This is a genomic window from Pseudomonas fluvialis (genome assembly GCF_014207935.1).
In the GTDB taxonomy this organism is placed as follows: domain Bacteria; phylum Pseudomonadota; class Gammaproteobacteria; order Pseudomonadales; family Pseudomonadaceae; genus Aquipseudomonas; species Aquipseudomonas fluvialis_A.
Genome location: NZ_JACHLL010000006.1, coordinates 20,114 through 41,824 on the forward strand (window position 1 = coordinate 20,114; position 21,711 = coordinate 41,824).

The 21,711-nt window shown below is 55.0% G+C and carries 23 protein-coding genes and 1 tRNA gene; 12 read left to right on the top strand and 12 right to left on the bottom strand.

Features of this window, described 5'->3' with window-relative positions:
* Positions 1-3: 3 nt before the first annotated feature.
* Positions 4-834, top strand: a complete 831-nt coding sequence (gene queF, locus HNP49_RS15255) for an NADPH-dependent 7-cyano-7-deazaguanine reductase QueF (protein WP_184684681.1) — start codon at positions 4-6, stop codon at positions 832-834.
* Positions 835-885: 51 nt separating this feature from the next.
* Here queF and HNP49_RS15260 read toward each other — a convergent pair whose 3' ends face one another.
* A complete protein-coding gene (locus HNP49_RS15260) occupies positions 886-1,146 on the bottom strand; it encodes a DUF4404 family protein (protein WP_184684682.1) in 261 nt (86 codons plus the stop codon).
* Positions 1,147-1,219: 73 nt separating this feature from the next.
* Entirely contained in the window at positions 1,220-1,630 is a 411-nt protein-coding gene (locus HNP49_RS15265; protein ID WP_184684683.1) for a thioesterase family protein, read from the bottom strand.
* Positions 1,631-1,731: 101 nt separating this feature from the next.
* On the opposite strand from HNP49_RS15265, the gene HNP49_RS15270 reads away from it, so the two are divergent.
* The gene (locus tag HNP49_RS15270; protein WP_260407215.1) at positions 1,732-2,424 is read left to right on the top strand and encodes a VacJ family lipoprotein; all 693 of its coding nucleotides are present in this window, start codon (positions 1,732-1,734) and stop codon (positions 2,422-2,424) included.
* 59 nt (positions 2,425-2,483) lie between these two features.
* Here HNP49_RS15270 and HNP49_RS15275 read toward each other — a convergent pair whose 3' ends face one another.
* Positions 2,484-2,783: a PilZ domain-containing protein gene (locus tag HNP49_RS15275; protein WP_184684685.1), complete on the bottom strand. Its 300-nt coding sequence runs from the start codon at positions 2,781-2,783 to the stop codon at positions 2,484-2,486.
* A gap of 204 nt (positions 2,784-2,987) precedes the next feature.
* Here HNP49_RS15275 and rssB point away from each other — a divergent pair, with 204 nt between their 5' ends.
* Together rssB and rssC are read left to right on the top strand one after the other, a co-directional pair.
* Positions 2,988-4,172 (top strand): two-component system response regulator RssB, encoded by a 1,185-nt coding sequence (gene rssB, locus HNP49_RS15280; protein ID WP_184684686.1) that lies wholly within the window; start codon positions 2,988-2,990, stop codon positions 4,170-4,172.
* A complete protein-coding gene (rssC, locus tag HNP49_RS15285) occupies positions 4,169-4,663 on the top strand; it encodes an anti-sigma factor antagonist RssC (protein WP_184684688.1) in 495 nt (164 codons plus the stop codon). The genes rssB and rssC overlap by 4 nt, the downstream gene beginning before the upstream one ends.
* A 69-nt stretch (positions 4,664-4,732) precedes the next feature.
* On the opposite strand, the gene tal is transcribed toward rssC, so the two are convergent.
* On the bottom strand, positions 4,733-5,656 hold the full coding sequence (gene tal, locus HNP49_RS15290) for a transaldolase (protein WP_184684690.1): 924 nt from the start codon (positions 5,654-5,656) through the stop codon (positions 4,733-4,735).
* A gap of 54 nt (positions 5,657-5,710) precedes the next feature.
* A complete protein-coding gene (gene dusA, locus HNP49_RS15295; protein WP_184684692.1) occupies positions 5,711-6,688 on the bottom strand; it encodes a tRNA dihydrouridine(20/20a) synthase DusA in 978 nt (325 codons plus the stop codon).
* A gap of 214 nt (positions 6,689-6,902) precedes the next feature.
* Here dusA and HNP49_RS15300 point away from each other — a divergent pair, with 214 nt between their 5' ends.
* A complete protein-coding gene (locus HNP49_RS15300; protein WP_184684694.1) occupies positions 6,903-7,880 on the top strand; it encodes a sulfotransferase family 2 domain-containing protein in 978 nt (325 codons plus the stop codon).
* Between the two features lie 90 nt (positions 7,881-7,970).
* Here HNP49_RS15300 and HNP49_RS15305 read toward each other — a convergent pair whose 3' ends face one another.
* The 5 genes from HNP49_RS15305 to HNP49_RS15325 are packed head-to-tail and all read right to left on the bottom strand — an operon-like array spanning position 7,971 to position 14,615.
* Positions 7,971-9,311: a sulfotransferase gene (locus HNP49_RS15305; protein WP_184684696.1), complete on the bottom strand. Its 1,341-nt coding sequence runs from the start codon at positions 9,309-9,311 to the stop codon at positions 7,971-7,973.
* A complete protein-coding gene (locus tag HNP49_RS15310; RefSeq protein ID WP_184684698.1) occupies positions 9,304-11,844 on the bottom strand; it encodes a glycosyltransferase family 4 protein in 2,541 nt (846 codons plus the stop codon). Before HNP49_RS15310 ends, HNP49_RS15305 begins: the two co-directional genes overlap by 8 nt.
* 30 nt (positions 11,845-11,874) lie before the next feature.
* Positions 11,875-13,149: an FkbM family methyltransferase gene (locus HNP49_RS15315; RefSeq protein ID WP_184684700.1), complete on the bottom strand. Its 1,275-nt coding sequence runs from the start codon at positions 13,147-13,149 to the stop codon at positions 11,875-11,877.
* Positions 13,150-13,152: 3 nt separating this feature from the next.
* Positions 13,153-13,821, bottom strand: a complete 669-nt coding sequence (locus HNP49_RS15320; protein WP_184684702.1) for an ABC transporter ATP-binding protein — start codon at positions 13,819-13,821, stop codon at positions 13,153-13,155.
* A 2-nt stretch (positions 13,822-13,823) separates the two neighbouring features.
* The gene (locus HNP49_RS15325) at positions 13,824-14,615 is read right to left on the bottom strand and encodes an ABC transporter permease (RefSeq protein ID WP_311772128.1); all 792 of its coding nucleotides are present in this window, start codon (positions 14,613-14,615) and stop codon (positions 13,824-13,826) included.
* 230 nt (positions 14,616-14,845) lie between these two features.
* On the opposite strand from HNP49_RS15325, the gene HNP49_RS15330 reads away from it, so the two are divergent.
* Entirely contained in the window at positions 14,846-15,385 is a 540-nt protein-coding gene (locus HNP49_RS15330; RefSeq protein WP_184684706.1) for a hypothetical protein, read from the top strand.
* Here HNP49_RS15330 and HNP49_RS15335 read toward each other — a convergent pair.
* Positions 15,343-15,594 carry a DUF3820 family protein gene (locus HNP49_RS15335; RefSeq protein ID WP_184684708.1) on the bottom strand — a complete coding sequence of 84 codons (252 nt, stop codon included), beginning with the start codon at positions 15,592-15,594 and terminating at the stop codon, positions 15,343-15,345. The two genes, HNP49_RS15330 and HNP49_RS15335, sit on opposite strands and share 43 nt — an antisense overlap.
* A gap of 98 nt (positions 15,595-15,692) precedes the next feature.
* Positions 15,693-16,976: an FAD-binding oxidoreductase gene (locus HNP49_RS15340; protein WP_184684710.1), complete on the bottom strand. Its 1,284-nt coding sequence runs from the start codon at positions 16,974-16,976 to the stop codon at positions 15,693-15,695.
* A gap of 184 nt (positions 16,977-17,160) precedes the next feature.
* On the opposite strand from HNP49_RS15340, the gene HNP49_RS15345 reads away from it, so the two are divergent.
* From HNP49_RS15345 to pheS, 6 genes are all read left to right on the top strand, one after another.
* Positions 17,161-17,237 (top strand) — tRNA-Val (locus HNP49_RS15345).
* A gap of 223 nt (positions 17,238-17,460) precedes the next feature.
* On the top strand, positions 17,461-19,383 hold the full coding sequence (gene thrS, locus HNP49_RS15350; RefSeq protein WP_184684712.1) for a threonine--tRNA ligase: 1,923 nt from the start codon (positions 17,461-17,463) through the stop codon (positions 19,381-19,383).
* Between the two features lie 17 nt (positions 19,384-19,400).
* A complete protein-coding gene (infC, locus tag HNP49_RS15355) occupies positions 19,401-19,934 on the top strand; it encodes a translation initiation factor IF-3 (protein ID WP_184684714.1) in 534 nt (177 codons plus the stop codon).
* 60 nt (positions 19,935-19,994) lie between these two features.
* The gene (gene rpmI / locus HNP49_RS15360; RefSeq protein ID WP_044401775.1) at positions 19,995-20,189 is read left to right on the top strand and encodes a 50S ribosomal protein L35; all 195 of its coding nucleotides are present in this window, start codon (positions 19,995-19,997) and stop codon (positions 20,187-20,189) included.
* A gap of 28 nt (positions 20,190-20,217) precedes the next feature.
* The gene (gene rplT, locus HNP49_RS15365) at positions 20,218-20,574 is read left to right on the top strand and encodes a 50S ribosomal protein L20 (RefSeq protein WP_095939011.1); all 357 of its coding nucleotides are present in this window, start codon (positions 20,218-20,220) and stop codon (positions 20,572-20,574) included.
* Between the two features lie 94 nt (positions 20,575-20,668).
* Positions 20,669-21,685 (top strand): phenylalanine--tRNA ligase subunit alpha, encoded by a 1,017-nt coding sequence (pheS, locus tag HNP49_RS15370; RefSeq protein WP_184684716.1) that lies wholly within the window; start codon positions 20,669-20,671, stop codon positions 21,683-21,685.
* The last annotated feature ends 26 nt before the right edge of the window (positions 21,686-21,711 follow it).

Below are 21,711 nucleotides of genomic sequence, written 5' to 3' on the forward strand. Positions count from 1 at the left end.
GCCATGCATCATCCCGCCGAACATTCGCCGCTGGGCAAGTCCAGCCAGTACGTCAGTCAGTACGCGCCCGAGCTGCTGTTCCCCATTCCCCGTGCCGCCAAGTGGGCGGAGCTGGGGCTGGTGGCCGGTCAGCTGCCTTATCAGGGCGTGGATATCTGGACCTGCTTCGAACTTTCCTGGCTGCTGCCCTCGGGCAAGCCAGTGGTCGCCATTGGCGAGTTCCGTATTCCTGCCGACTCGCCGAACATCATCGAGTCGAAGTCGTTCAAGCTGTACCTCAACTCGCTGAACCAAACGGTGTTTGCCGATCGTGCGGCGCTGCAGGCGGTGCTGGTCAGGGACCTGTCGGCCTGTGCTGGGGCGCCGGTGGTGGTGCAGGTGCACAGCCTAGCCGAGATGACCGTACAAGGCCTGGCGCCGGCCCCCGGCGCTTGCATCGATGAGCTGGAAATCAGTGTTTCCAGCTATGACCACCCCCAGCCCGAGCTGCTGCGCTGCGACCCGGCGCAGGTGGTCAGCGAGACGCTGCACAGTCACCTGCTCAAGTCCAACTGCCCGGTCACCCATCAGCCGGACTGGGGCACGGTGGTGGTCGAGTATCAGGGCGCCAGGCTCGATCACGCCAGCTTTCTGGCTTACCTGGTGAGTTTCCGACAGCACGCGGATTTTCATGAGCAGTGTGTCGAGCGTATCTTCCTCGACCTGCAGCGCCTGCTGAAACCACAGTCTCTGACGGTGTATGCGCGCTATGTGCGGCGTGGAGGTTTGGATATCAATCCGTATCGCAGCACCGGGGCGCTGGCGTCTGATAGCCGGAGACTGGTGCGCCAGTAAGCAAAAAGCCCGCTTCGGCGGGCTTTTTTGTTCTCTGATGGTGGCGGGCGATCAGATGCCCATATTGGCCAGGCTCTGCAGCACGCTGCGCAGGGTGCCGGCGAGGGTCGGATGGCTTACCTCGAAGCGCTCGATGGCCAGGTTGACGTCATCGACCAGGCTGTCCTGATCGATGGCCTGATCAAGCAGTTGCTGTTCGATGTCCTGCAGTAGGGCAAACAGTTCGGCGCGTTCCTCGGCGTCCACCGGCGGAGCCGTGTTCAGTTCGTCACGCAGGGCCTGCAGTTGTTGGTGCAAGGCGGAATTGGGCATGGTCGGCTCCCTTAACAGACAAATGGCTTGCTAGACAGATTACTGCAGCTGCGCGTGATGCGCCTGATTTGTATCAAGCCGCGCCCATGTGCGCCCGCAGTGCATCCGGAACCGGTACCGAGCGATCAGTGGCGTGATCGATCCACACCAGCTTGCAGTAGCCTTCGCCGCAGCAGATCTGCGGTTGGTCTTCCGTACTCAGACGGTGCTCGACGACCAGGCTGCTGCGCCCGACGGGGCCGGCGTACAGGTCGATGATCAGGGTGGCCGGGTACACCACAGGCTTGAGGTAGGTGTGCAGGGTCTGCAGTACCACCGGACCTTCGGGTACATGGTCCATGGCGATGCCAAGGCTGGCGAACCAGGCGACGCGGGCCTCCTGGATGTATTCCAGGTAGGTGGTGTTGTTCACGTGGCTGTAGCTGTCCATGTCGCCCCAGCGCACGGCCAGGCGGTGGCGAAACAGCAAGATCTTGTCGTTCATCTGCACTCCCTGGCAGCTGTCAAAGCGGCGAGCGGGCTTTATACTGCCGCGCAGTGCTCGCGGCTAGTGTCCGCTGATCGAAGAGGAGTGTTGCAATGCCCATGGAGCAAACCAGGAAGGTTCTGCCGTCTCGTCTGCTGGCCTGCGCCGTGCTGGCGGCTCTGCCGATGCTGACCCATGCTGCCGAGGACGATCCCTGGGAGGGTGTCAACCGCAGCATCTTCACTTTCAACGATACTCTGGACACCTATGCGCTGAAGCCGGCCGCGCAAGGCTACCAGTACGTCACGCCTCAGTTTCTTGAAGACGGCATCCACAATGTGTTCAACAACATTGGCGATGTCAGCAACCTGACCAACAACCTGCTGCAGGCCAAGTTCGAGGATGCCGGCGTCGACACCAGTCGGCTGATCTTCAATACCAGTTTCGGCCTGCTCGGTTTCTTCGACGTGGCCACGCGCATGGGCCTGCAGCGCAATGACGAGGATTTCGGTCAGACCCTCGGCGCCTGGGGCGTCAACAGTGGGCCTTATGTGGTGCTGCCGCTGCTCGGTCCGAGCACCGTGCGTGATACCGCGGCGATTCTGCCGCAGAGTTACCTGCAGCCCTACGGCTACATGGATCACGTACCGACCCGTAATGTCACCCGTGGCGTCGATGTCATCGATACCCGGGCCAGCCTGCTGTCTGCCGAGAAGCTGATCAGTGGTGACAAGTACAGCTTCATCCGCAACGCCTATCTGCAGAACCGCGAGTTCAAGGTCAAGGATGGCGAGGTCGAAGACGACTTCTGATGCTTGCTGGAATATGAAAAGGCGGCCAGTGGCCGCCTTTTTGGTATTTGCGCTGCGCGTCAGCGCATAGACAGGATGGCCAGGCCAAGCATCTGTCGGCCGTCGCCCAGATCGCTGACCCTGACCACCTCGGCTTCGGCATCAAGGCCTCGCAGCTCGTTGTGGTCGGAGGGGATATGCACTGTCACCCGGGCGCCGTGCGCCAGCTGTGCCTGAATTTCTACCTGCATGCCGGTGCTAGACAGGTCCAGGCAGGTAGCGGGTGTTTGCTGGCCATCATGGTGCACCACCACCGACGTTTCCACGCGCATGCGGATGAAGTCACGCTTCTCGCTGTAGGCTCGATCGCTCAGGCTCATAGACGAATTCTCTCTTGTAGTGATGGAGGCTCCCCGCGTTCTTATACCCCTGCCTGTTTTGGGGTGTAAAGCGGCCCGGCGACGACCGGTTACTCGCTTGAATCGAGTCGCGGATGGGAGTACCGTCTGCGCCGTGTCGACACCTGAAACCGCGCCCCGGAAGGCTCGGGGCTCAGCCAGCATGGACCCTTGCGCGGACTGCCAATGCAATCAAACAGCGCCACTTTGCTGATCATCGATGACGACGATGTCGTCCGAGCCAGTATTGCAGCCTATCTGGAAGACAGTGGTTTCAAGGTTCTGCAGGCCAACAATGGGGTGCAGGGGCTGGAGTTGTTCGACCGTGAGCAGCCTGACCTGCTCGTCTGCGATCTGCGCATGCCGCAGATCGACGGCCTTGAGCTGATCCGCCGGATCAATGGCAAGGCCAGCGAGATCCCTGTCATCGTTCTTTCCGGTGCTGGCGTCATGAGCGATGCCGTCGAGGCCTTGCGCCTGGGCGCCGCGGATTATCTGATCAAGCCGCTGGAAGATCTGGCCGTTCTGGAACACTCGGTGCGCCGTGCTCTGGATCGCGCCAACCTGCGCTTCGAGAATCGCCGTTACCGCGAGAAGCTGGAAACTGCCAACCGCGAGCTAAAGGCCTCTCTCAGCCTGCTGCAGGAAGACCAGAACGCCGGGCGCCAGGTGCAGATGAACATGCTGCCGGATACGCCCTGGCAGGAAGGCGATTTCTCCTTTGCGCACCTGATCATCCCGTCGCTGTTTCTCTCCGGCGACTTTGTTGATTACTTCCGTGTCGATGAGCGGCGAATTGCCTTTTACCTGGCCGATGTCTCCGGGCATGGCGCTTCGTCTGCATTCGTCACCGTGCTGCTCAAGTTCATGACCACCCGGCTGCTGTTCGAAGCCAAGCGCAACGATGCCTTGCCCGAGTTCAAACCGTCCGACGTGCTCTCGCACATCAATCGCGGCCTGATCAACTGCAAGCTGGGCAAGCATGTGACCATGCTCGGTGGTGTGATTGATGAACAGACCAGTGAGCTGACCTACTGTGTCGGCGGACATCTGCCGCTGCCCGTGCTGTACAGCGAAGGTCAGGCGCAGTATCTGGGCGGGCGCGGGCTGCCGGTCGGCCTGTTTGCCGAGGCGACCTACACCGATCATCAGCTCAAACTACCGCAGCGTTTCAGCCTGTCATTGTTCTCTGACGGCATCCTTGAGGTGCTGCCGGGCGACAGTCTCAAGCAGCGCGAGGCTGTGCTGCCTCAACTGATCGAACAGGCCAATGGCAACCTGGGCGAGTTGCGACAGATTCTCGGGCTGGCCAAGAAGGGCGATATGCCGGATGATATTGCAATGCTGGTGTTAAGCAGGAACCTTGCATGAATCCTGGGAATAGTCCCGGTAAGATCCAGTTCGCCGAGCAGTCGGGCACTTTCGTTCTCAAGTTTGTTGGCGAGGTGCGCCTGACTCTGTGTTCGGCGCTGGATGCCACCATCGAGAAAATCTTTGCCGCGCTGAACTTTACGGCGATCATCATTGATCTGACGGAAGCTCACAGCGTCGATAGCACCACGCTGGGCCTGATGGCCAAACTGTCCATTCTGTCGCGGCAGAAGGTTGGCCTGTTGCCCACCGTGGTCACCACCAACCCGGATATTACCCGGGTGCTGCAGTCCATGGGTTTCGATCAGGTGTTCAATATCGTTGATACTCCGGTGCCGTGTCCGGACTGTCTGGCCGATTTGCCGTCACAGGATCAGACCGAGGAAGTGGTTAAGGCCAAGGTGCTGGAGGCACACCGCATTCTCATGGGGCTGAACGACTCCAATCGCGAGGCCTTCCACGATCTGGTCAGCGCTCTTGAGCGCGGCTAGGGTAATTTTCTGAATTAACTGCTGGCTGGTATTTGCTGTTGCGGCGCCTGATGGGCGCCGCAGTTGTTTTCAGCCCAAGTCGGCGAGCAGGCGCTCAAGCTTTTCCTGATCGCGGGCGAACAGGCGAATACCCTCGGCCAGTTTCTCGGTGGCCATGGCGTCCTCGTTATGCTTCCAGCGGAACTGCGCTTCGCTCAGCGTCTCGCGGGCATCGTCGCAGTTGCTGCCGCTCAGCCTGCTCGCCAGGTTGCCTTGATCCTGCCCCAGTTGATCCAGCAGGTCGGGGCTGATGGTCAGGCGGTCGCAACCGGCCAGGGCTTCGATCTGGCCAACATTGCGGAAACTTGCTCCCATCACCACGGTGTTGAAGGCATGGCTCTTGTAGTAGCGGTAGATGCGCGCCACCGACTGCACGCCGGGGTCGTCGCTGCCGGTGAAGTCGCGCCCTTCGGCCTTCTTGTACCAGTCATAGATGCGGCCAACGAACGGCGAAATCAGGAACACCCCGGCGTCGGCGCAGGCCTGGGCCTGGGCGAAGGAAAACAGCAGGGTCAGGTTGGTCTGAATGCCTTGGCGCTCCAGCTCGCGGGCGGCGCTGATGCCTTCCCAGGTCGCGGCAATCTTGATCAGTACGCGTTCGCGGCCGACGCCGGCTTCTTCGTACAGCCCGATCAGGCGCTGAGCGCGCTGCAGGGTAGCGTTGCGATCGAAGGACTGGCGCGCATCAACTTCGGTGGAGATGCGCCCGGGAATCACCCCGAGGATTTCCTTGCCGACACTCACGGCAAAACGGTCACAGGCCAGATTGAGATCACCAGCGCCGATCATGGCCTGGCGCAGCAGGGCCTGATAACGGGGCAGGCCGGCGGCCTTGAGCAGCAGCGAGGGGTTGGTGGTGGCATCCACCGGCTGCAGGCGGGCAATGGCATCCAGGTCGCCGGTGTCGGCGACCACGGTGGTGAGTTTTTTTAGTTGGTCCAGTTTGGAAGTCATGACGAAACCCTGTCTATTCAATGACTTCGACCATACCCGAGGTGCTGGCGCGGCTCAATGCCCTACCAGCATGGCAATCGCCTGATCGAGTAGGGCCAGTGGATCATCGGTCTTGTGCACATCCACCGAGAGCAGTTGGCGGAAGCGGCGCGCACCTGGGAAGCCCTGGGCTAGGCCGAGTACATGGCGAGTGATGTGATGCATCACTCCGCCTTCGGTCAGGTGCTGCTCGATATAGGGGCGCATTCGGCTCAGGGCTTCGGCGCGGCTGATCACAGGATCGGTGCTGTTGAACAGACGCTGATCGACCTGAGCGAGCAGATAGGGGTTGTGGTAAGCCTCGCGGCCAAGCATCACGCCGTCAAAGGTCTGCAGATGCTGCTGGCACTCATCGAGTGTCTTGATGCCGCCGTTGAGGATGAATTCCAGGTCGGGAAAGTCCTGCTTCAGTTGCGCGGCCACCTCGTAGCGCAGCGGCGGCACTTCGCGGTTTTCCTTGGGCGACAGGCCTTCGAGAATGGCGATGCGCGCATGCACGGTGAAGCTCTGGCAACCTGCCGCAGCGACAGTGCCGATGAAGTCACATAGCTCGGAGTAGCTGTCGCGGCCATTGATGCCGATGCGGTGTTTGACCGTCACTGGAATGCTCACTGCATCCTGCATGGCCTTGACGCAGTCGGCCACCAGCTGGGGGTGGCCCATCAGGCAGGCGCCGATCATGTTGTTCTGCACCCGGTCGCTGGGGCAGCCGACGTTGAGGTTCACCTCGTCGTAAGCGGCTTCCTCGGCCATCCGGGCACAGGAAGCCAGCTCCGCTGGATTGCTGCCGCCCAGTTGCAGTGCCAGAGGGTGCTCGCAGTCGCTGTAGCGCAGAAAACGCTGGCGATCGCCGTGCAGCAACGCACCAGTGGTGACCATTTCGGTGTAGAGCAGGGCATGCTGGGAAAGCTGGCGCAGGAAAAAGCGGCAGTGCCGGTCAGTCCAGTCCATCATCGGGGCGACGGAGAAACGGCGGGAGAGCGAAGGCGTCATGTCTTGTTTTGATACTGGTTTTGAACGAGGTGCAAAGAAACTTTAGTCTATCAGGATGTTCAGCCTTTTGGCTCTTGGCTTTGCATGGCGTCTACAAGAGACTGGGTGGGGTTTTTAATATTCTGAAATGGTTTTTTGAGTATGCTATTTGGACTTGGTGGGTTCTTGTTAAATTTAATACAGAACACCAGCTTCTGGTTGGGTGGGTGATAACATGATTTCTAGGGATGATGTATTTTCTGGATATAGACTTATTCTCGGGCGAGAACCGGAAAATGAAGGGGTTGTTGATTATCACTGTCTTAGTGAGGATGTCTTGACCTTTCGCAAGGTATTGATTGAGTCCGAGGAGTTTTCAGAGTTGTACGCAATGATGGCGAAGCAGTCATTGGATATCCCATTTTACGAGTGGGGTAGTCACGATGCTGTTCGTGTTGTATTTATGCATGGGCCCAAAACAGGTGGCACTACCTTGCATAATCTTCTAATTCAATTATTTCCAAAAGAGTTGATTTTCTCGGAGCGGTTCAATGGGATAAAAAATCATGTAGTTGGAACGCTTGCTAGATTTAGTTATTTCTCTGGTCACTTTGATTTGATTTCATGTCAGCTTATCCCTGGGGAGAAGAAGATTGTAACCTTTCTGAGGGAGCCAGTATCCCGGCTTATATCGTTGTATAATTTTTTGAAAGCGCATCGTCATGATGTGGTTGCGCGTAATAACTGGGGGCTTGCTCGTCTGGCATCCAGTCTTAGTGTCGAGGATTTTTTTCGGTCTCCAGTGGTAAGAAGTCATCCTTATATTGAAAATGGTATGACTCGAGCTTTGGTTGATTTCTTTCCAATTGAAATATGGCCGGTCATTGATGAAAAGGCTTGTAGGCCAAGTTTGTCTGGGGCGGGGGAAGAGGCGCTTGAGCGATTGTCATCATTGACCGCATTTGGTGTGCTGGAGCATTATGAGGCATCCGTTAATCTGATATTTGATAGCCTTTCATTTCCTAGGCCCGCATCAATCGATAGAAAAATGGTGTTGTCCGATTTGATGGCGGATGCTGGAAATTATCGGAAAGTCGAGGTTGCTAAGGAAAATCCTAGGCTGAGATCAATTATTAAGGATTTGGTTTCGGCAGACCTCGTGTTGTACGAAGGTGCCATGGACTTGTTCCGGCAACGTGTGTCGCTTTCTTGAGTTTTAGGTCGCGAACGTGGCATCTAAACCATATGATTATATTGGTTGAGTGTAGTTGTGTGCTGGATTAGTTGTCGTTTTTGAGTGTAGCTACTGATCGTAACCAAAAATTTTCAATTCGTTGGAGAGCTTTTCATTGCAGTAGTCAATAAGCTCTTTTGGCATTTCGCTCTTCCATCGAGCAATAGATTTTTCGGGGCTTTCCGAAGTCTTGTGCTTGGACTCACCGGGAGATTTTAATATTTTCTCTATGATCGAATTGATCAGCGCTGTGGAGCTGTCAATCTCTAGGTATTCAAAAATTCTCTTGATCTGGGTTTTTGGTGTTAGTATCAAGTCTTCGTAGCGTACATGAATTGCAGAGTCTTTTCGGTCACTCCATGCTTCAGCGACTCTTTTTGCCCCTGTGCTAAAAACTCTATGTATCCAGTCAAAGTCGTCTGATGCTCGCTCTCTTCCGAAGGCTTGGTTGTTTCTCTTTTCATTGAACGACTGTGCTGAACAGATCATGTCACGGAAATCGCGAGTAAGGATTATTTCCTTTGGATTCGTGAATGTGTCGTTGAACATTGACTGTAGGTGCGTTGGCAAGAACTTCTCTGCGAAATAAATTGCACCTTGCTTCTGTTCACCCTCGGCGATTATTTCATAGAACTCATTTATGCGAGCTATGGCGAAATTGGCTAGCTCACGAGGTAGCTTTTTATTGTAGTAATCGTAGAGGCGGCTGGGCTCTTTGAATTGACGCATTGACTCTAGATGGGTGTAGGGATTATGGCCAATAAAGCCAAGATCCCTCTCAAATTTGTCGGGGTGTGATGAGTTTTCGAAGTCAGCTGGATCATTGAGAATTTTGAAAAGATGCATCCAGTATGCAGATTGCTTGACTTCGTAGGGGTAAAAGTTTGATGTGAGTATTTTGTGATGCTCACCAAATATTTGCATGGCAAGCGTCGTGCCGCTTCTTCCTATCGCTGTGAGCATAAGCGGCTGATACTTGCTTTGAGTCAGAAAATTATTTTTTTTTGCTCCATGAATTGATGCGATTCTCTTTTTTACTCGACTCTGATTTCGCGGGTCATAGATATTTAAGATGATGTCAATTCTAGTGCTTTTATGTAGGCCTAGTGTGCCAATGAAGCCATGGAAGCCGAACTTGTTGTCAGTCGCTGACGTTTTCTTAAGATGCACTGCGACGTCTGGTCGTGGCACCTGAACGGGTATGCGCTTCAGAAGCGTCTCACCGTTCATTATGTCTATAGATGGCACCAAATAGGGCGAGAGTCCAGATACCCAGCCTGCAATCGGCAGGCTGGAACCGTGATGCTGAATGTTGGCACTTGGTGCGTCAAGACTGAATCCTTCAACTTCCTCAGGGGCGCTAAGCAGTTCAATACTTACAATATCAAAGGATAGGGGGCTATTAATCATTATTTTCTTGTTTTTCAGTAAGATTGATTTTTGCTATTCGATCTCTGATCAATTCAGCAGTATTGCTCGGGCTAAATTTATCGCGAATTGTTTCGCTTGCCGACTTCCCAAGCTTGTCCGTAAGCTCTTTGTTCGCGATGATGTGGAGCATTTTTTTGGCTGCATCGTGAATGTCTGGCTCAGCCCAAAATTGTCCTTTTTTATAGGGGCCAATATCCCTTTCGATTTCTACTACTGTGTAGTGAACAGGCAGCGAATTTTCTTCATTCATGAGGTCAACGTTGCCAGACCAGTATGTTGCAATCACTGGCTTTCCCAGATACATGGCTTCTGCAATCGGTAGTCCGAAGCCCTCTGCGCGGTGAAGACTTACGTAGCTGTCGCAGGCATTTATCAGGTTGTTGAGAGTGTTCCGATCAAGATAGCCATCAATTAGCTGTATCCGTGGATCCTGCTCCATTGCTCCATAGACTTTTTCTGCCAGTTCTGGGTGACACTCAAGGTTGGATAATTTGATGACCAGCTTTACGTTCAGTTCAGGCCTGTCGCTGAAAGCCTTCTGGAAGGCCTGGATCACTCCGAGGGGATTTTTGCGTTCAGGCATGCTAAGCGTGTCGGACATGTGCAGGAATATGAAGGCCTTATCGTCGAGGTGTAGCTCGCTGCGCGTGAGAGGCTTCTCTATGTTAACTTCGATAGCCGGCGGAATGAGTATCACCGGCTTGTGAGTGAACTGAGCAATCGCGGCGCGGTTGTATTCGGTTGAGACCCAGATTTCATCCACCTGGTCATAGGCGAAGTGCAGAAAGTCAGGAAAAACTGGCATCTCCCAGTACCAGTAGCCAATGGTGTAGCGATCCCGAAACAACTCGTCGCCAAGATGGTCGCGAGCGATTTTGCTCTGGTCCGCATTTACATGAACGAGATTGATTGGATAGCGGGCTTGATCCCCATTGCCATGGACCGTTTCGTCCATTCTGGAAATATTTCCTAGACGATAATCGACCAATGAAAATGGTAGTTCGGACTTGCGGAGGGCACGTAAAGATGCGCGTGCAGCTTCGCCTACGCCACTTTCTGCATGGAGATACCCTATGAGATTAATCCCCAACTCCCCACTACGTTCAGGGATAGGAAGCAATTCCGGGCGAGGGTACGCGCGCCGAAGTGCCCAGCCTGCATAGGGGGCCAGGGCAATTCGCATTTTCAATGGGACACGGCGGCGCTGCTGCCAGACGAGGCGGAATAACTTACTCATCACTGTACTGCTGATGGCTTGAGGCTGGGGAGCAATGGCGGTTCGTGCACGTTCTAGCTGCTCGCGAATTGGTTTTAGGTAGAGTTCGCAGAATGCGGCTTCACGAGGCGCTGTATCGAGGAGCCATTCGGCAAACCTGATGCTGTCAACGCTTTCGACGGCAGGAAATGCTTCTCGCAGGTCGGAACGAGACTCCCATAGTGCAAGTGCCAGAGCAGTCAGGCTGATACCGCCCTTTTTGGAGTGGACTAGACGGTTAAGCACCTCATGAATATGTGGGCATTGCTGCTTGTCGAAAAAATCGACCCCGCCTAGGACGTCACTTGTGCGAATCAGGCGGCGAGCGCTGTCGGGTACTTTCGTGCCATCTGCGAAGTTGCCGAAAGCATATGGAAGGCTCTTGAAACGCTCAATCCCATTGCGAGTCAATGCTTCTTCATAGCGGGTGCATAGTGCCCTTAAGGGGGTGTTACGCGGCCCCTTGTCGAAGCGGTTCTGGTGCTTGCTGAGGGTGCTGGCCTCAATGGAAAACCCCGAAAAGTGAAAAAAGGTCAGCGGTTTGCCATCGACATTGAAATTATCGCCCCTTCGTTGTTCTAGCTTGCGATGATTAAGATTCCAGTACGCAACGTTCCAGCCGGGATCGCGATTGATGTATACGCCATCGAACATGGAAGGCACGAGATCCATCCATTTCTGGTCGACGAATAGATTGCGTGGAAGATCAACAATGCACTCCTTGTACAACTTTTCTTGCCACCACTTCACCAGTTTGCGAGTTTCCTCGCAGCTTCGCAGAGCGATGTAGCCGAGGTTGTAGGAGCCTGCCTGAAGAATGCTTAGCTCAGTTGGCCACTTGCCATCGTCCAGCAGGTCGGTCAGATGTGGAGTCAGTAGTACATTATGCACGTCCAGCAGCCCGAGCATCGGGTCGAGAGAATCGAAAATTCGTATATCGGGATCGAAGTATATAACCTTCTTGTATCCACGATTCATCAGCAGCTCGGCTATGTAGGGCTTAATGGCTGTGTTCAGCTCAAGAATCGAGTACTGGTAGATAAATGTGCCGAGCTGCGGAATGCTCAATTCGGTAATTTCGATAATTCCTGCTGCCGGGCAGTCGGTTTCAGGAATTCTTTTGTCGCAGAGTCCCAAGACGAGATCAGCTTGTGGGCAATGCTCACGCAAACTCTCGAAAAGCGTGTTTGCATAGTGTAGATAGTTGTTCGAAACGATTGTGAAAATACAGACATCGTTATTGATGGGCTGGTTCATATGGCGCTCGTTCAAAACGGTGGCAGGTGCTTATTGATTATGTGGTTGCTCAGGTTTGGTGATGCTCTCATGGAGTTCTCTCAGCTCTCTGACTTTCCTATCGAACTCTTCCTTGAGGATCAGATAAGCCTCCGCGGCATCTGCTAGTGCATGGTCCTTTTGCTGGATCTGATTGATCAGGGACTCACAATAAGACATGACCTTGCCCAGCTCATCTTGGGTTTCTTTCTGGGTTATCCGAGCCTTTAGCGCGTCTATCTGTAGGTTCAACTCTTTCTGGAGTGATTGGTAGGCGGCTGTTGCATCTTGTAGCGCAGCATCTTTCGTACCAAGAGTGTCAAGAGCTTTGAGGAGATCCTCCTCTTTCTTGGCATAGGCTTTTTGTAGTAACTCGTATGCATGCTGTGAGTCTGCGAATTCTGCTTGGCTGTGGAGAATAGACGTGCTCGCCAGTTCAAGCTGTTGATGCAGGTTGCGATTTTCTGTTTGCAGGTCAGCATATGCATTGCTGGCATCGTTTAGTGCTTCATCCTTGTTTGCCAGTTGCTCAAGGCCCGCTTGAACCTGCTTCTTCATTTCTTGGTTCTCGCTATCCAGGCTCTCATTGGCCTGTTCCAGCATTACCTGCGAATAGGTCTTGAAACGATCAAAAAGATTTGGTGGCGCCAGCAGGGTGCCATCCCCAGCTGGGGCACCTTTTCGTGAATAGAATCGATTCAGTCCGTCAAAGTAAATAAATTCATAGTATTCAAGAATCAGGTATTCCCACTGTTCGTGACAGGGATGCTGGGAGTTCGGGAGGGTGGCTTCTATAACCAGAATAGAGGGGGCTACGACGGAAAAGTCTGCACCGGAGAGCACCTCCTTCTCAAACCCCTCCACATCGATCTTCATGAAGTCGACCCGCCGATGCCCTATATGCTCAGACCAGATCTGATTCAATGTGATGAGCTCTACCGTAATCTCCTGAGCAATATTTTGCTGCTTGCGATAGTTCTCGGCGATTGTCTGGTTTAGCGTTGAAGTCCCTACGTCGTGAGTTATGTAGAGCGTCTGACTTCCTATGGCTGCGCCTACACAAGCTTGGAGGTTTGTGTCCCGTTTGCGGATTTCCTTGAGTTTGGAATATAGCTTTGGTTGAGGCTCAACATTAATGCCATTCCAGCCTTTCAGATAAAAATGGTACGTCACAGAGTCATAGATTGGATGGCATGCCCCCACATCTACGTAAAATCCAGAATCTATGTTCTTGAATATGCGTTCAAGAATTACGTCTTCGAAGTTCTGTGCGTAACTAATCATCATGCGCTAGATACAGCCCATTTCCAATGTCGCAGGAGAGATAATGCCCTCCTCGAAGGTCATAACGGAGTCAGTCCATTTCTTAAGTTTTATCGGAGAGTGAGAAACCAGAACCATGGCGCATCCTTGATTGACGGCATGCATTACCGCTTTCTCCGACTTCTCTTGGAAGTCCTGATCGCCAACCGATAGCACCTCATCAATCAGCAGTAGGTCTGCCTCCATTGCCAAGGCCACGGCAAAGCCGAGTCGTGCTCGCATCCCCGACGAATAGGTGCCAAGAACGTCATTCATCTGGTCACCCAACTCACAAAACTCATGTATGCCTTTGAGGCGTTGTCTCGCTTCCTTGGTGCTCATGCCCATTAGCACGCCACTCAACAGGGCGTTGTCCCAGCCATTCAGGCGGGGATCGAAACCTGCTTGCAGTGACAGAAGTGAGACGCGGGCTCCGTGGTTGATCACACTACCTCTGTCGGGTGCATAGATCCCAGCCATGAGTCTTAGTAGCGTTGATTTTCCTGCACCATTGTGGCCCATGATGCCCAGACGCTGGCCTTGATGAACGTTCAGACTTACTCCGTTGATAACAGGGTGGTAAACGCTGCGGAGAAGCGACTTGCGTAGACGATAGGTTAGATGCACATCGTGCATTTCGAGTAACAGGCGACTCATGCTTACTCCTGGATGATCCGAGCGTATTGCCTATTGCAACGGCTATACAGCGCGATTACGAGAATGTTGAACGCTAGGAGTGCAGCTAGGAGGCTTGCCAGCATGTGCCAGTCGGGTTGCTCGTGCCTGATAAGGATATCCCTGTATGCCTCCAGCAAGAGAAATACGGGGTTCAGGTTCAGTAGCCAGTGGAAGCTTTCAGGCACGAGGTCGCTTGAGAAGAAAACACCAGAGAGGAACATCGCCAGTTGCAGGCAGGCTGGAACTATCACTCGAAGGTCCGGTATGAACGGCATGAGCGCAGCAACCAGACCGCCGCAAGGAAGTGTCAGGAGAATTTGTAGCAGAAAAATGACGGGGTAGATGAGCCAGTACGTCGTTGGAAGATACCCCATGCTACTGAGTATCAGCATCAGGATTGCCACGACAATGACCTGCTTTATTAGATCTCGAAGTATCTCCGATAGTGGGAATATTCCGGTATGCAGCGGAAGCTGAAGTATCAAACCTCTCCCCACTAGGATTGCTTGGCTGGCGTTCATGATGCTTTTGGAAAACCAGAGCCAGTGCACGATGCCGATCAGGAGAAACGCTACATAGTCGTCACCACCGTGTTTCAACAATACGCCAAAGGCCAAGTAATAGACTGCTAGATGCATGGCTGGCTCAACTATCCACCAGAGGTAGCCAAGGCGGGTGCCTCGAGATTCTGACTTCAGCCCCATTATTGCTCGTAACCAGGCAACCTGGATTAGTCGGGAAATGGCTCCTGAATCAGTCATTTTCGTATGCATGAACGCTCAAATTATGGATGGCTAGGTGTGGTCGTAATGGTCTTTGGGGTGAATCATGTCATGTTTAGAGTTTAACCAGCGTAGTTTGCGCGCGGTGCAGGGCGTTTTTCTGAGGAAGGTTTCCTGCCTGCTCCGCGCGTGCTGGCGGTATTTCAAGTACTACTAGGTGGTGAATCCGGGAGCGCTGGCGGGTATGCTGGCTTGCCGTTTCGCAATGCTAAGGTGCCCGAATGCAAAACCAGCTCGTTGAACTGCTCAGCATGGTCAGCTCTGGCTGCATGACTGACGAGGATGTCCAGCGAGTTGCTGCCGAGGCTACCGCAGCCTATGCCGATCCGCAGGCTTTCTTGCAGACTAACCCGGATATCAATTACGACGATACCTACCCGATTCCGCTTGGGGAGTGGGTTGTGGTCGGCAGCCTACCTGATACCGTGCTGTTTCAAGCCGACAGCTACCAGGAGCTGTTTCAGCAGATCGTCGATTCCTTTGGCCCCAGCGTCAGCTTCGTGCTCAAGCCTAAACAGTTGGCCAAGACCGAACCTCTGAGTGCGCTCAAGCGTATTCAGACGCAGCTCTCGGCCTTGTATCCGGAGAAGAAAGGCTATGTGCTGGTGGAGTTCAGCGAGCCGCTCGACGATGAGTTGCAGGCGGTGCTGGTCTACAGCTGCGACGTCCCGCGAGTGATGGCGCTGGCGGTGGAGGTCGGTATCTATGCCGCGCCGGCTTACGAGAGTCTGCTGGCGGCTCGCGAGGCGGCAGGGGACTGAGGGTTGCGCAGGGGATCAAGCAGCGGCTTGAGGCCGTTGTGATCGATTTCCTGCATCAGCATCAGCAGACGCCCAATTTCTCCCTTGGGGAAACCTGTGCGGGCAAACCAGTTGAGGTAGTGGCCCGGCAGGTCGGCAATCAGGCGGCCTTCGTATTTGCCAAAGGGCATGCGCCGGCTTACCAGCAGGAGAAGATCTTCGGGATTCATCAGCAGGAAAACTGTCCGGGCGGTGGGCTGCCAGTCTGGCACGCCCGGACAGTTTTTTGAATGCAGCCTGCGCGAGCGGCAGGCTGGCGATTTCAGACTCAGATGCCCAGTTTGTCACACAGGCTGTAGTACCAGGCACCCATGGCGGTGAAGGGTACGCGGAACAGGCGGCCGCCCGGGAAGGGGTAGTGCGGCAGGCTGCCGAAGGCGTCGAAACGCTCTGCCTGACCACGCAGTGCTTCAGCAAGGATTTTGCCGGCCAGGTGGGTGTAGGTGACGCCGTGGCCGCTGCAGCCCTGGGAGTAGTAGATGTTGTCGCCGATGCGGCCGACCTGAGGCAGGCGCGACAGCGTCAGCAGGAAGTTGCCGGTCCAGGCAAAATCAATCTTCACATCTTTGAGCTGTGGGAAGGTCTTGAGCATCATCGGGCGAATCATGGCCTCGATGTTGGCCGGGTCCTTGGCGCCGTAGACCACGCCACCACCGTAGATCAGGCGACGGTCACCGGTCAGGCGGAAGTAGTCCAGCAGATAATTGCAGTCTTCCACGCAGTAGTCATTGGGCAGCAGGCTCTTGGCGACTTCTTCGCTCAGCGGCTCGGTGGCCACTACCTGGCTGCCGCAAGGCATGGTCTTGGCCGCCAGTTCCGGCACCAAGTTACCCAGGTAGGCGTTGCCGGCGACCACGATGAACTTGGCCTTCACGCGACCCTGTGGGGTGTGCACAACCGGATTCGCGCCGCGGTCGATGCGTATCGCCGGGCTCTGTTCGTAAATGATGCCGCCCAGGCTCTCCACGGCCGCAGCCTCGCCGAGGGCCAGGTTCAGGGGATGGATGTGACCGCCGCTCATGTCGAGCATGCCGCCGATGTAGTTCTCGGTCTTGACCACCTCACGGATTCGCTTGGCGTCCATGATTTCCAGCTGGGTGTGGCCGTAGCGCTCCCACAGTCGCTTCTGCGCTTCGAGGTGTTTCATCTGCTTGGAGGTAAAGGCGGCGAAGACGCCGCCATCCTTCAGGTCGCACTTGATGTCGTACTTGGCGATACGCTCGCGGATGATGCGGCCGCCTTCGAAGGCCATCTGACCCATCAGTTGGGCTTGTTTCGGGCCGACAGTGCGCTCGATCACGTCGATGTCGCGGCTATAACTGTTGACGATCTGGCCGCCGTTGCGGCCCGATGCGCCGAAACCGACTTTGGCGGCTTCGACGATGGAAACCTTGAAGCCGTTCTCCAGCAGGAAGAGTGCGGTGGAGAGTCCGGTATAACCGGCGCCAATCACGCAGACATCGGTTTCGACTTCACCGGCCAAAGCCGGGCGCTCTGGCACCGGATTAGCGGAGAAAGCGTAATAAGAGCTGGGATAAGGAGTGTGCGCCATTTTGCAACCTCTGTTTGTTATTCTGAACGAATGTCGCCATGCTACTTCACGGCAAGGCGACTAGCTAGCCCCTGTGCAAAATTATTAACGCCTGGATATGCGGCAAAATCTCACGTTATTCAGAAACTTATGAGTTTCAGGTGTTGACAGGCGGTCGTTAATCCGTAGAATGCGCCTCCATTGCAGGCACGTAGCTCAGTTGGTTAGAGCACCACCTTGACATGGTGGGGGTCGTTGGTTCGAGTCCAATCGTGCCTACCAAATATGGTAGAAAAGGGTCGCTCATGCGGCCCTTTTTTATTGGGGCGCTTGTTTGGCCTTTGGCTTTCTGAAAGCATCCCTGCTTATTCCCAGTGATCCTGGTTCGTGTCGGTTGGCCTTGTGCTCCTGCCATTGTTGGGTGGGTGTGCCCGCGGATCGTGCTCCTGGCTCATCCCAACCCATGTGGCCTTTGGTAGGGGTCACCACTAGGAGAGGAGGCGCCATGCCCATCATTACTCTTCCCGACGGCAGTCAGCGTTCGTTCGATCATCCCGTATCCGTGCTTGAGGTCGCCCAGTCCATTGGTGCTGGCCTGGCCAAGGCAACCCTGGCTGGCAAGGTCAATGGCAAGCAAGTAGATGCCTGTGATGTGATCGACAGCGATGCCACCCTGCAGATCATTACGCCGAAAGACGAAGAGGGGTTGGAGATCATTCGCCACTCTTGTGCACACCTGGTGGGGCATGCGGTCAAGCAGCTATACCCGGACGCCAAGATGGTGATCGGGCCGGTCATTGAGGAGGGCTTCTATTACGACATCGCCATCGGTCGGCCTTTCACGCCGGAAGACATGGCGGCCATCGAGAAGCGCATGGCTGAGCTGATCGACAAAGACTACGACGTCATCAAGAGGATGACGCCGCGTGCCGAAGTCATTGAGCTGTTCCGTGCGCGTGGCGAAGACTACAAGCTGCGCCTGATCGACGACATGCCGAATGAGCAGGCCATGGGTCTGTACTTTCATGAGGAATACGTCGACATGTGCCGTGGTCCGCATGTGCCGAATACCCGTTTCCTCAAGTCCTTCAAGTTGACCAAGATCTCTGGTGCCTACTGGCGCGGCGACTCGAAGAACGAGCAGCTGCAGCGTGTCTATGGCACGGCTTGGGCAGATAAGAAGCAGCTGGCGGCCTACATCCAGCGTATCGAGGAGGCCGAGAAGCGCGACCATCGCCGTATTGGCAAGCAGCTGGATCTGTTCCATCTGCAGGAAGAAGCGCCGGGCATGGTGTTCTGGCATCCCAATGGTTGGACTGTTTACCAGGTGCTAGAGCAGTACATGCGCCAGGTGCAGCGCGAGCATGGCTATGTTGAGGTGCGCACGCCGCAGGTGGTTGATCGCATTCTCTGGGAGCGTTCGGGGCACTGGTCCAACTATGCCGAGAACATGTTCACCACCAATTCGGAAAACCGCGACTATGCGGTCAAGCCGATGAACTGTCCGTGCCATGTGCAGATTTTCAATCAGGGTCTGAAGTCTTACCGTGATCTGCCGCTGCGTTTGGCTGAGTTTGGTGCCTGCCACCGCAACGAGCCGTCCGGTGCGCTGCACGGCATCATGCGTGTGCGCGGCTTTACCCAGGACGACGCCCATATCTTCTGTACCGAAGATCAGGTGAAAAAAGAGGCGGCTGACTTCATTAAGTTGACCCTGCAGGTCTACTCGGATTTCGGCTTCTCCGATATCTCGATGAAGCTCTCGACCCGTCCAGTCAAGCGCGTGGGTTCCGAAGAGCTTTGGGATCGCGCCGAAACGGCGCTGGCCGAAGCACTGAATGAGTCCGGGCTTGAATGGGAATACCAGCCGGGCGAGGGTGCCTTCTACGGTCCGAAGATCGAGTTCACTCTCAAGGATTGCCTGGGTCGTAACTGGCAGTGCGGCACCCTGCAGTATGATCCGAACCTGCCCGAGCGCCTGGATGCCAGCTATATCGCGGAAGATAACAACCGTAAGCGCCCAGTGATGTTGCATCGTGCGATCCTGGGTTCCTTCGAGCGCTTCATTGGCATGCTGATCGAGCACTATGCGGGCGTCTTCCCAGCTTGGCTCTCGCCAACCCAGGCTGTGGTGATGAATATCACCGACAAGCAGGCCGATTTTGCCCTGGAAGTCGAGAAAACCCTCAATCAAAGCGGTTTTCGTGCCAAGTCCGACTTGAGAAACGAGAAGATCGGCTTTAAAATCCGCGAGCATACTTTGCTCAAGGTTCCCTATCTTCTGGTTATTGGGGATCGTGAGGTAGAAACACAGACCGTTGCGGTCCGTACTCGTGAAGGTGTCGATCTTGGCTCCATGCCGGTCACCCAGTTTACCGAGTACCTGGTCCAGGCGGTGTCCCGGCGTGGTCGCCAAGATTCGGAGTAAAGATTATTAAGCGTGAAATGAGACAGGATAAGCGGGCTGCTCCCAAGCCACCGATCAACGAGAACATCAGCGCTCGTGAGGTCCGTTTGATCGGTGCCGATGGCGAGCAGGTTGGTATCGTTTCGATTGAAGAAGCGCTGCGTGTGGCCGAAGAGGCCAAGCTGGATCTGGTAGAGATCTCGGCTGATGCCGTGCCGCCAGTTTGCCGTATCATGGATTACGGCAAACACCTGTTCGAAAAGAAAAAGCAGGCTGCGATTGCCAAGAAGAATCAGCACCAGCAGCAGATTAAAGAGATCAAGTTTCGTCCAGGGACGGAAGAAGGGGATTACCAGGTAAAACTACGCAACCTGGTACGTTTCCTACAAGATGGGGACAAGGCCAAGGTATCCTTGCGATTCCGTGGTCGTGAGATGGCCCACCAGGAGCTGGGGATGGAACTGTTGAAGCGGGTCGAAGCTGACCTCGCCGAACTCGGTACCGTCGAACAGCATCCTAAGCTGGAAGGACGCCAGCTGATGATGGTCATCGCTCCCAAGAAGCGTAAATAACCTCCCGGGCACTGGCAGGCCTGATGGTTATCAGTTGTTAATGAATGCGGAGTACTAAACATGCCAAAAATGAAAACCAAAAGCGGTGCGGCCAAGCGTTTTCTGAAAACTGCTTCCGGCTACAAGCACAAACACGCTTTCAAGAGCCACATCCTGACCAAGATGTCTACCAAGCGTAAGCGTCAACTGCGCGGAAGCGAGCTGATGCATCCGTCGGACAAGGCAAAAGTCGAGCGCATGCTGCGCGTTCGTTAATCGGTCAAGATTTTAGAGGAAGTTACTCATGGCTCGTGTTAAGCGTGGCGTTATCGCTCGTGCTCGTCACAAAAAAATTCTGAAACTCGCTAAAGGCTACTACGGCGCTCGTTCGCGCGTGTTCCGTGTTGCCAAGCAGGCGGTGATCAAGGCCGGCCAATATGCCTACCGTGACCGTCGTCAGCGCAAGCGTCAGTTCCGCGCTCTGTGGATCGCCCGTATCAACGCCGGTGCTCGTATCAACGGTCTGTCCTACAGCCGCCTGATCGCTGGTCTGAAGAAAGCGACCATCGAGATCGATCGCAAGGTTCTGGCCGATCTGGCAGTGAACGAAAAAGCGGCGTTTGCTGCGATTGTCGAAAAGGCTAAAGCCGCTCTGGCTTGATCCCCCGACAATCACCGGGCTAGCCCGGTGCAAAACGTCACCGATAGGGGAAGAGCCTTGTGCTCTTCCCCTATTTCGTATCTGGAGTCCGTAGATGGAAAACCTGGATGCGCTGGTCTCGCAAGCGCTTGAGGCCGTGCAAAATACCGCAGACGTAAATGCCCTGGAGCAGCTTCGGGTTAACTACCTGGGCAAGAAGGGTGAGCTGACCGTTCTTATGCAGACGCTGGGCAAGCTGTCGGCTGAAGAGCGACCAAAAGCGGGCGCCCTGATCAATGCTGCCAAGAACCAGGTTCAGGACGCATTGAATACCCGCAAGGATTCCCTCGAACAGGCTGCGCTGAGTGCCAAGCTGGCCGCCGAGAAGATCGACGTCACCCTGTCGGGTCGCGGTCAGGCCTCAGGTGGCCTGCATCCGGTGACCCGGACGCTGGAGCGCGTCGAGCAGTTCTTTACCCATATCGGCTACAGCGTGGCCGAGGGTCCGGAAGTCGAAGACGACTACCACAACTTCGAGGCGCTCAACATTCCCGGCCACCACCCGGCGCGTGCGATGCATGACACCTTCTATTTCAATGCGAACATGTTGCTGCGTACCCATACCTCGCCGGTCCAGGTGCGCACCATGGAATCGCAGCAGCCACCGATCCGCATCGTCTGCCCAGGCCGTGTGTATCGTTGCGACTCCGATATCACCCACTCGCCGATGTTCCATCAGGTTGAAGGCTTGCTGATCGACGAGGGCATCAGCTTCGCTGACCTCAAGGGCACCATTGAGGAGTTTCTCCGGGTGTTCTTCGAGAAGCCGCTGGGCGTGCGTTTCCGTCCTTCTTTCTTCCCCTTCACCGAGCCGTCGGCCGAGGTCGACATGCAGTGCGTGATGTGCAGCGGCAATGGCTGTCGCGTGTGCAAGCAGACTGGCTGGCTGGAGGTAATGGGATGCGGCATGGTTCATCCGAACGTGCTGCGCATGTCCGGCATCGATCCGGAGAAGTACCAGGGCTTTGCTTTCGGTATGGGGGTGGAGCGTCTGGCGATGTTGCGCTACGGCGTAAATGACCTGCGCCTGTTCTTCGACAACGACCTGCGGTTCCTGGCGCAATTTCGCTAGTGCCGCCCGCTCGTTACCGAACAGTT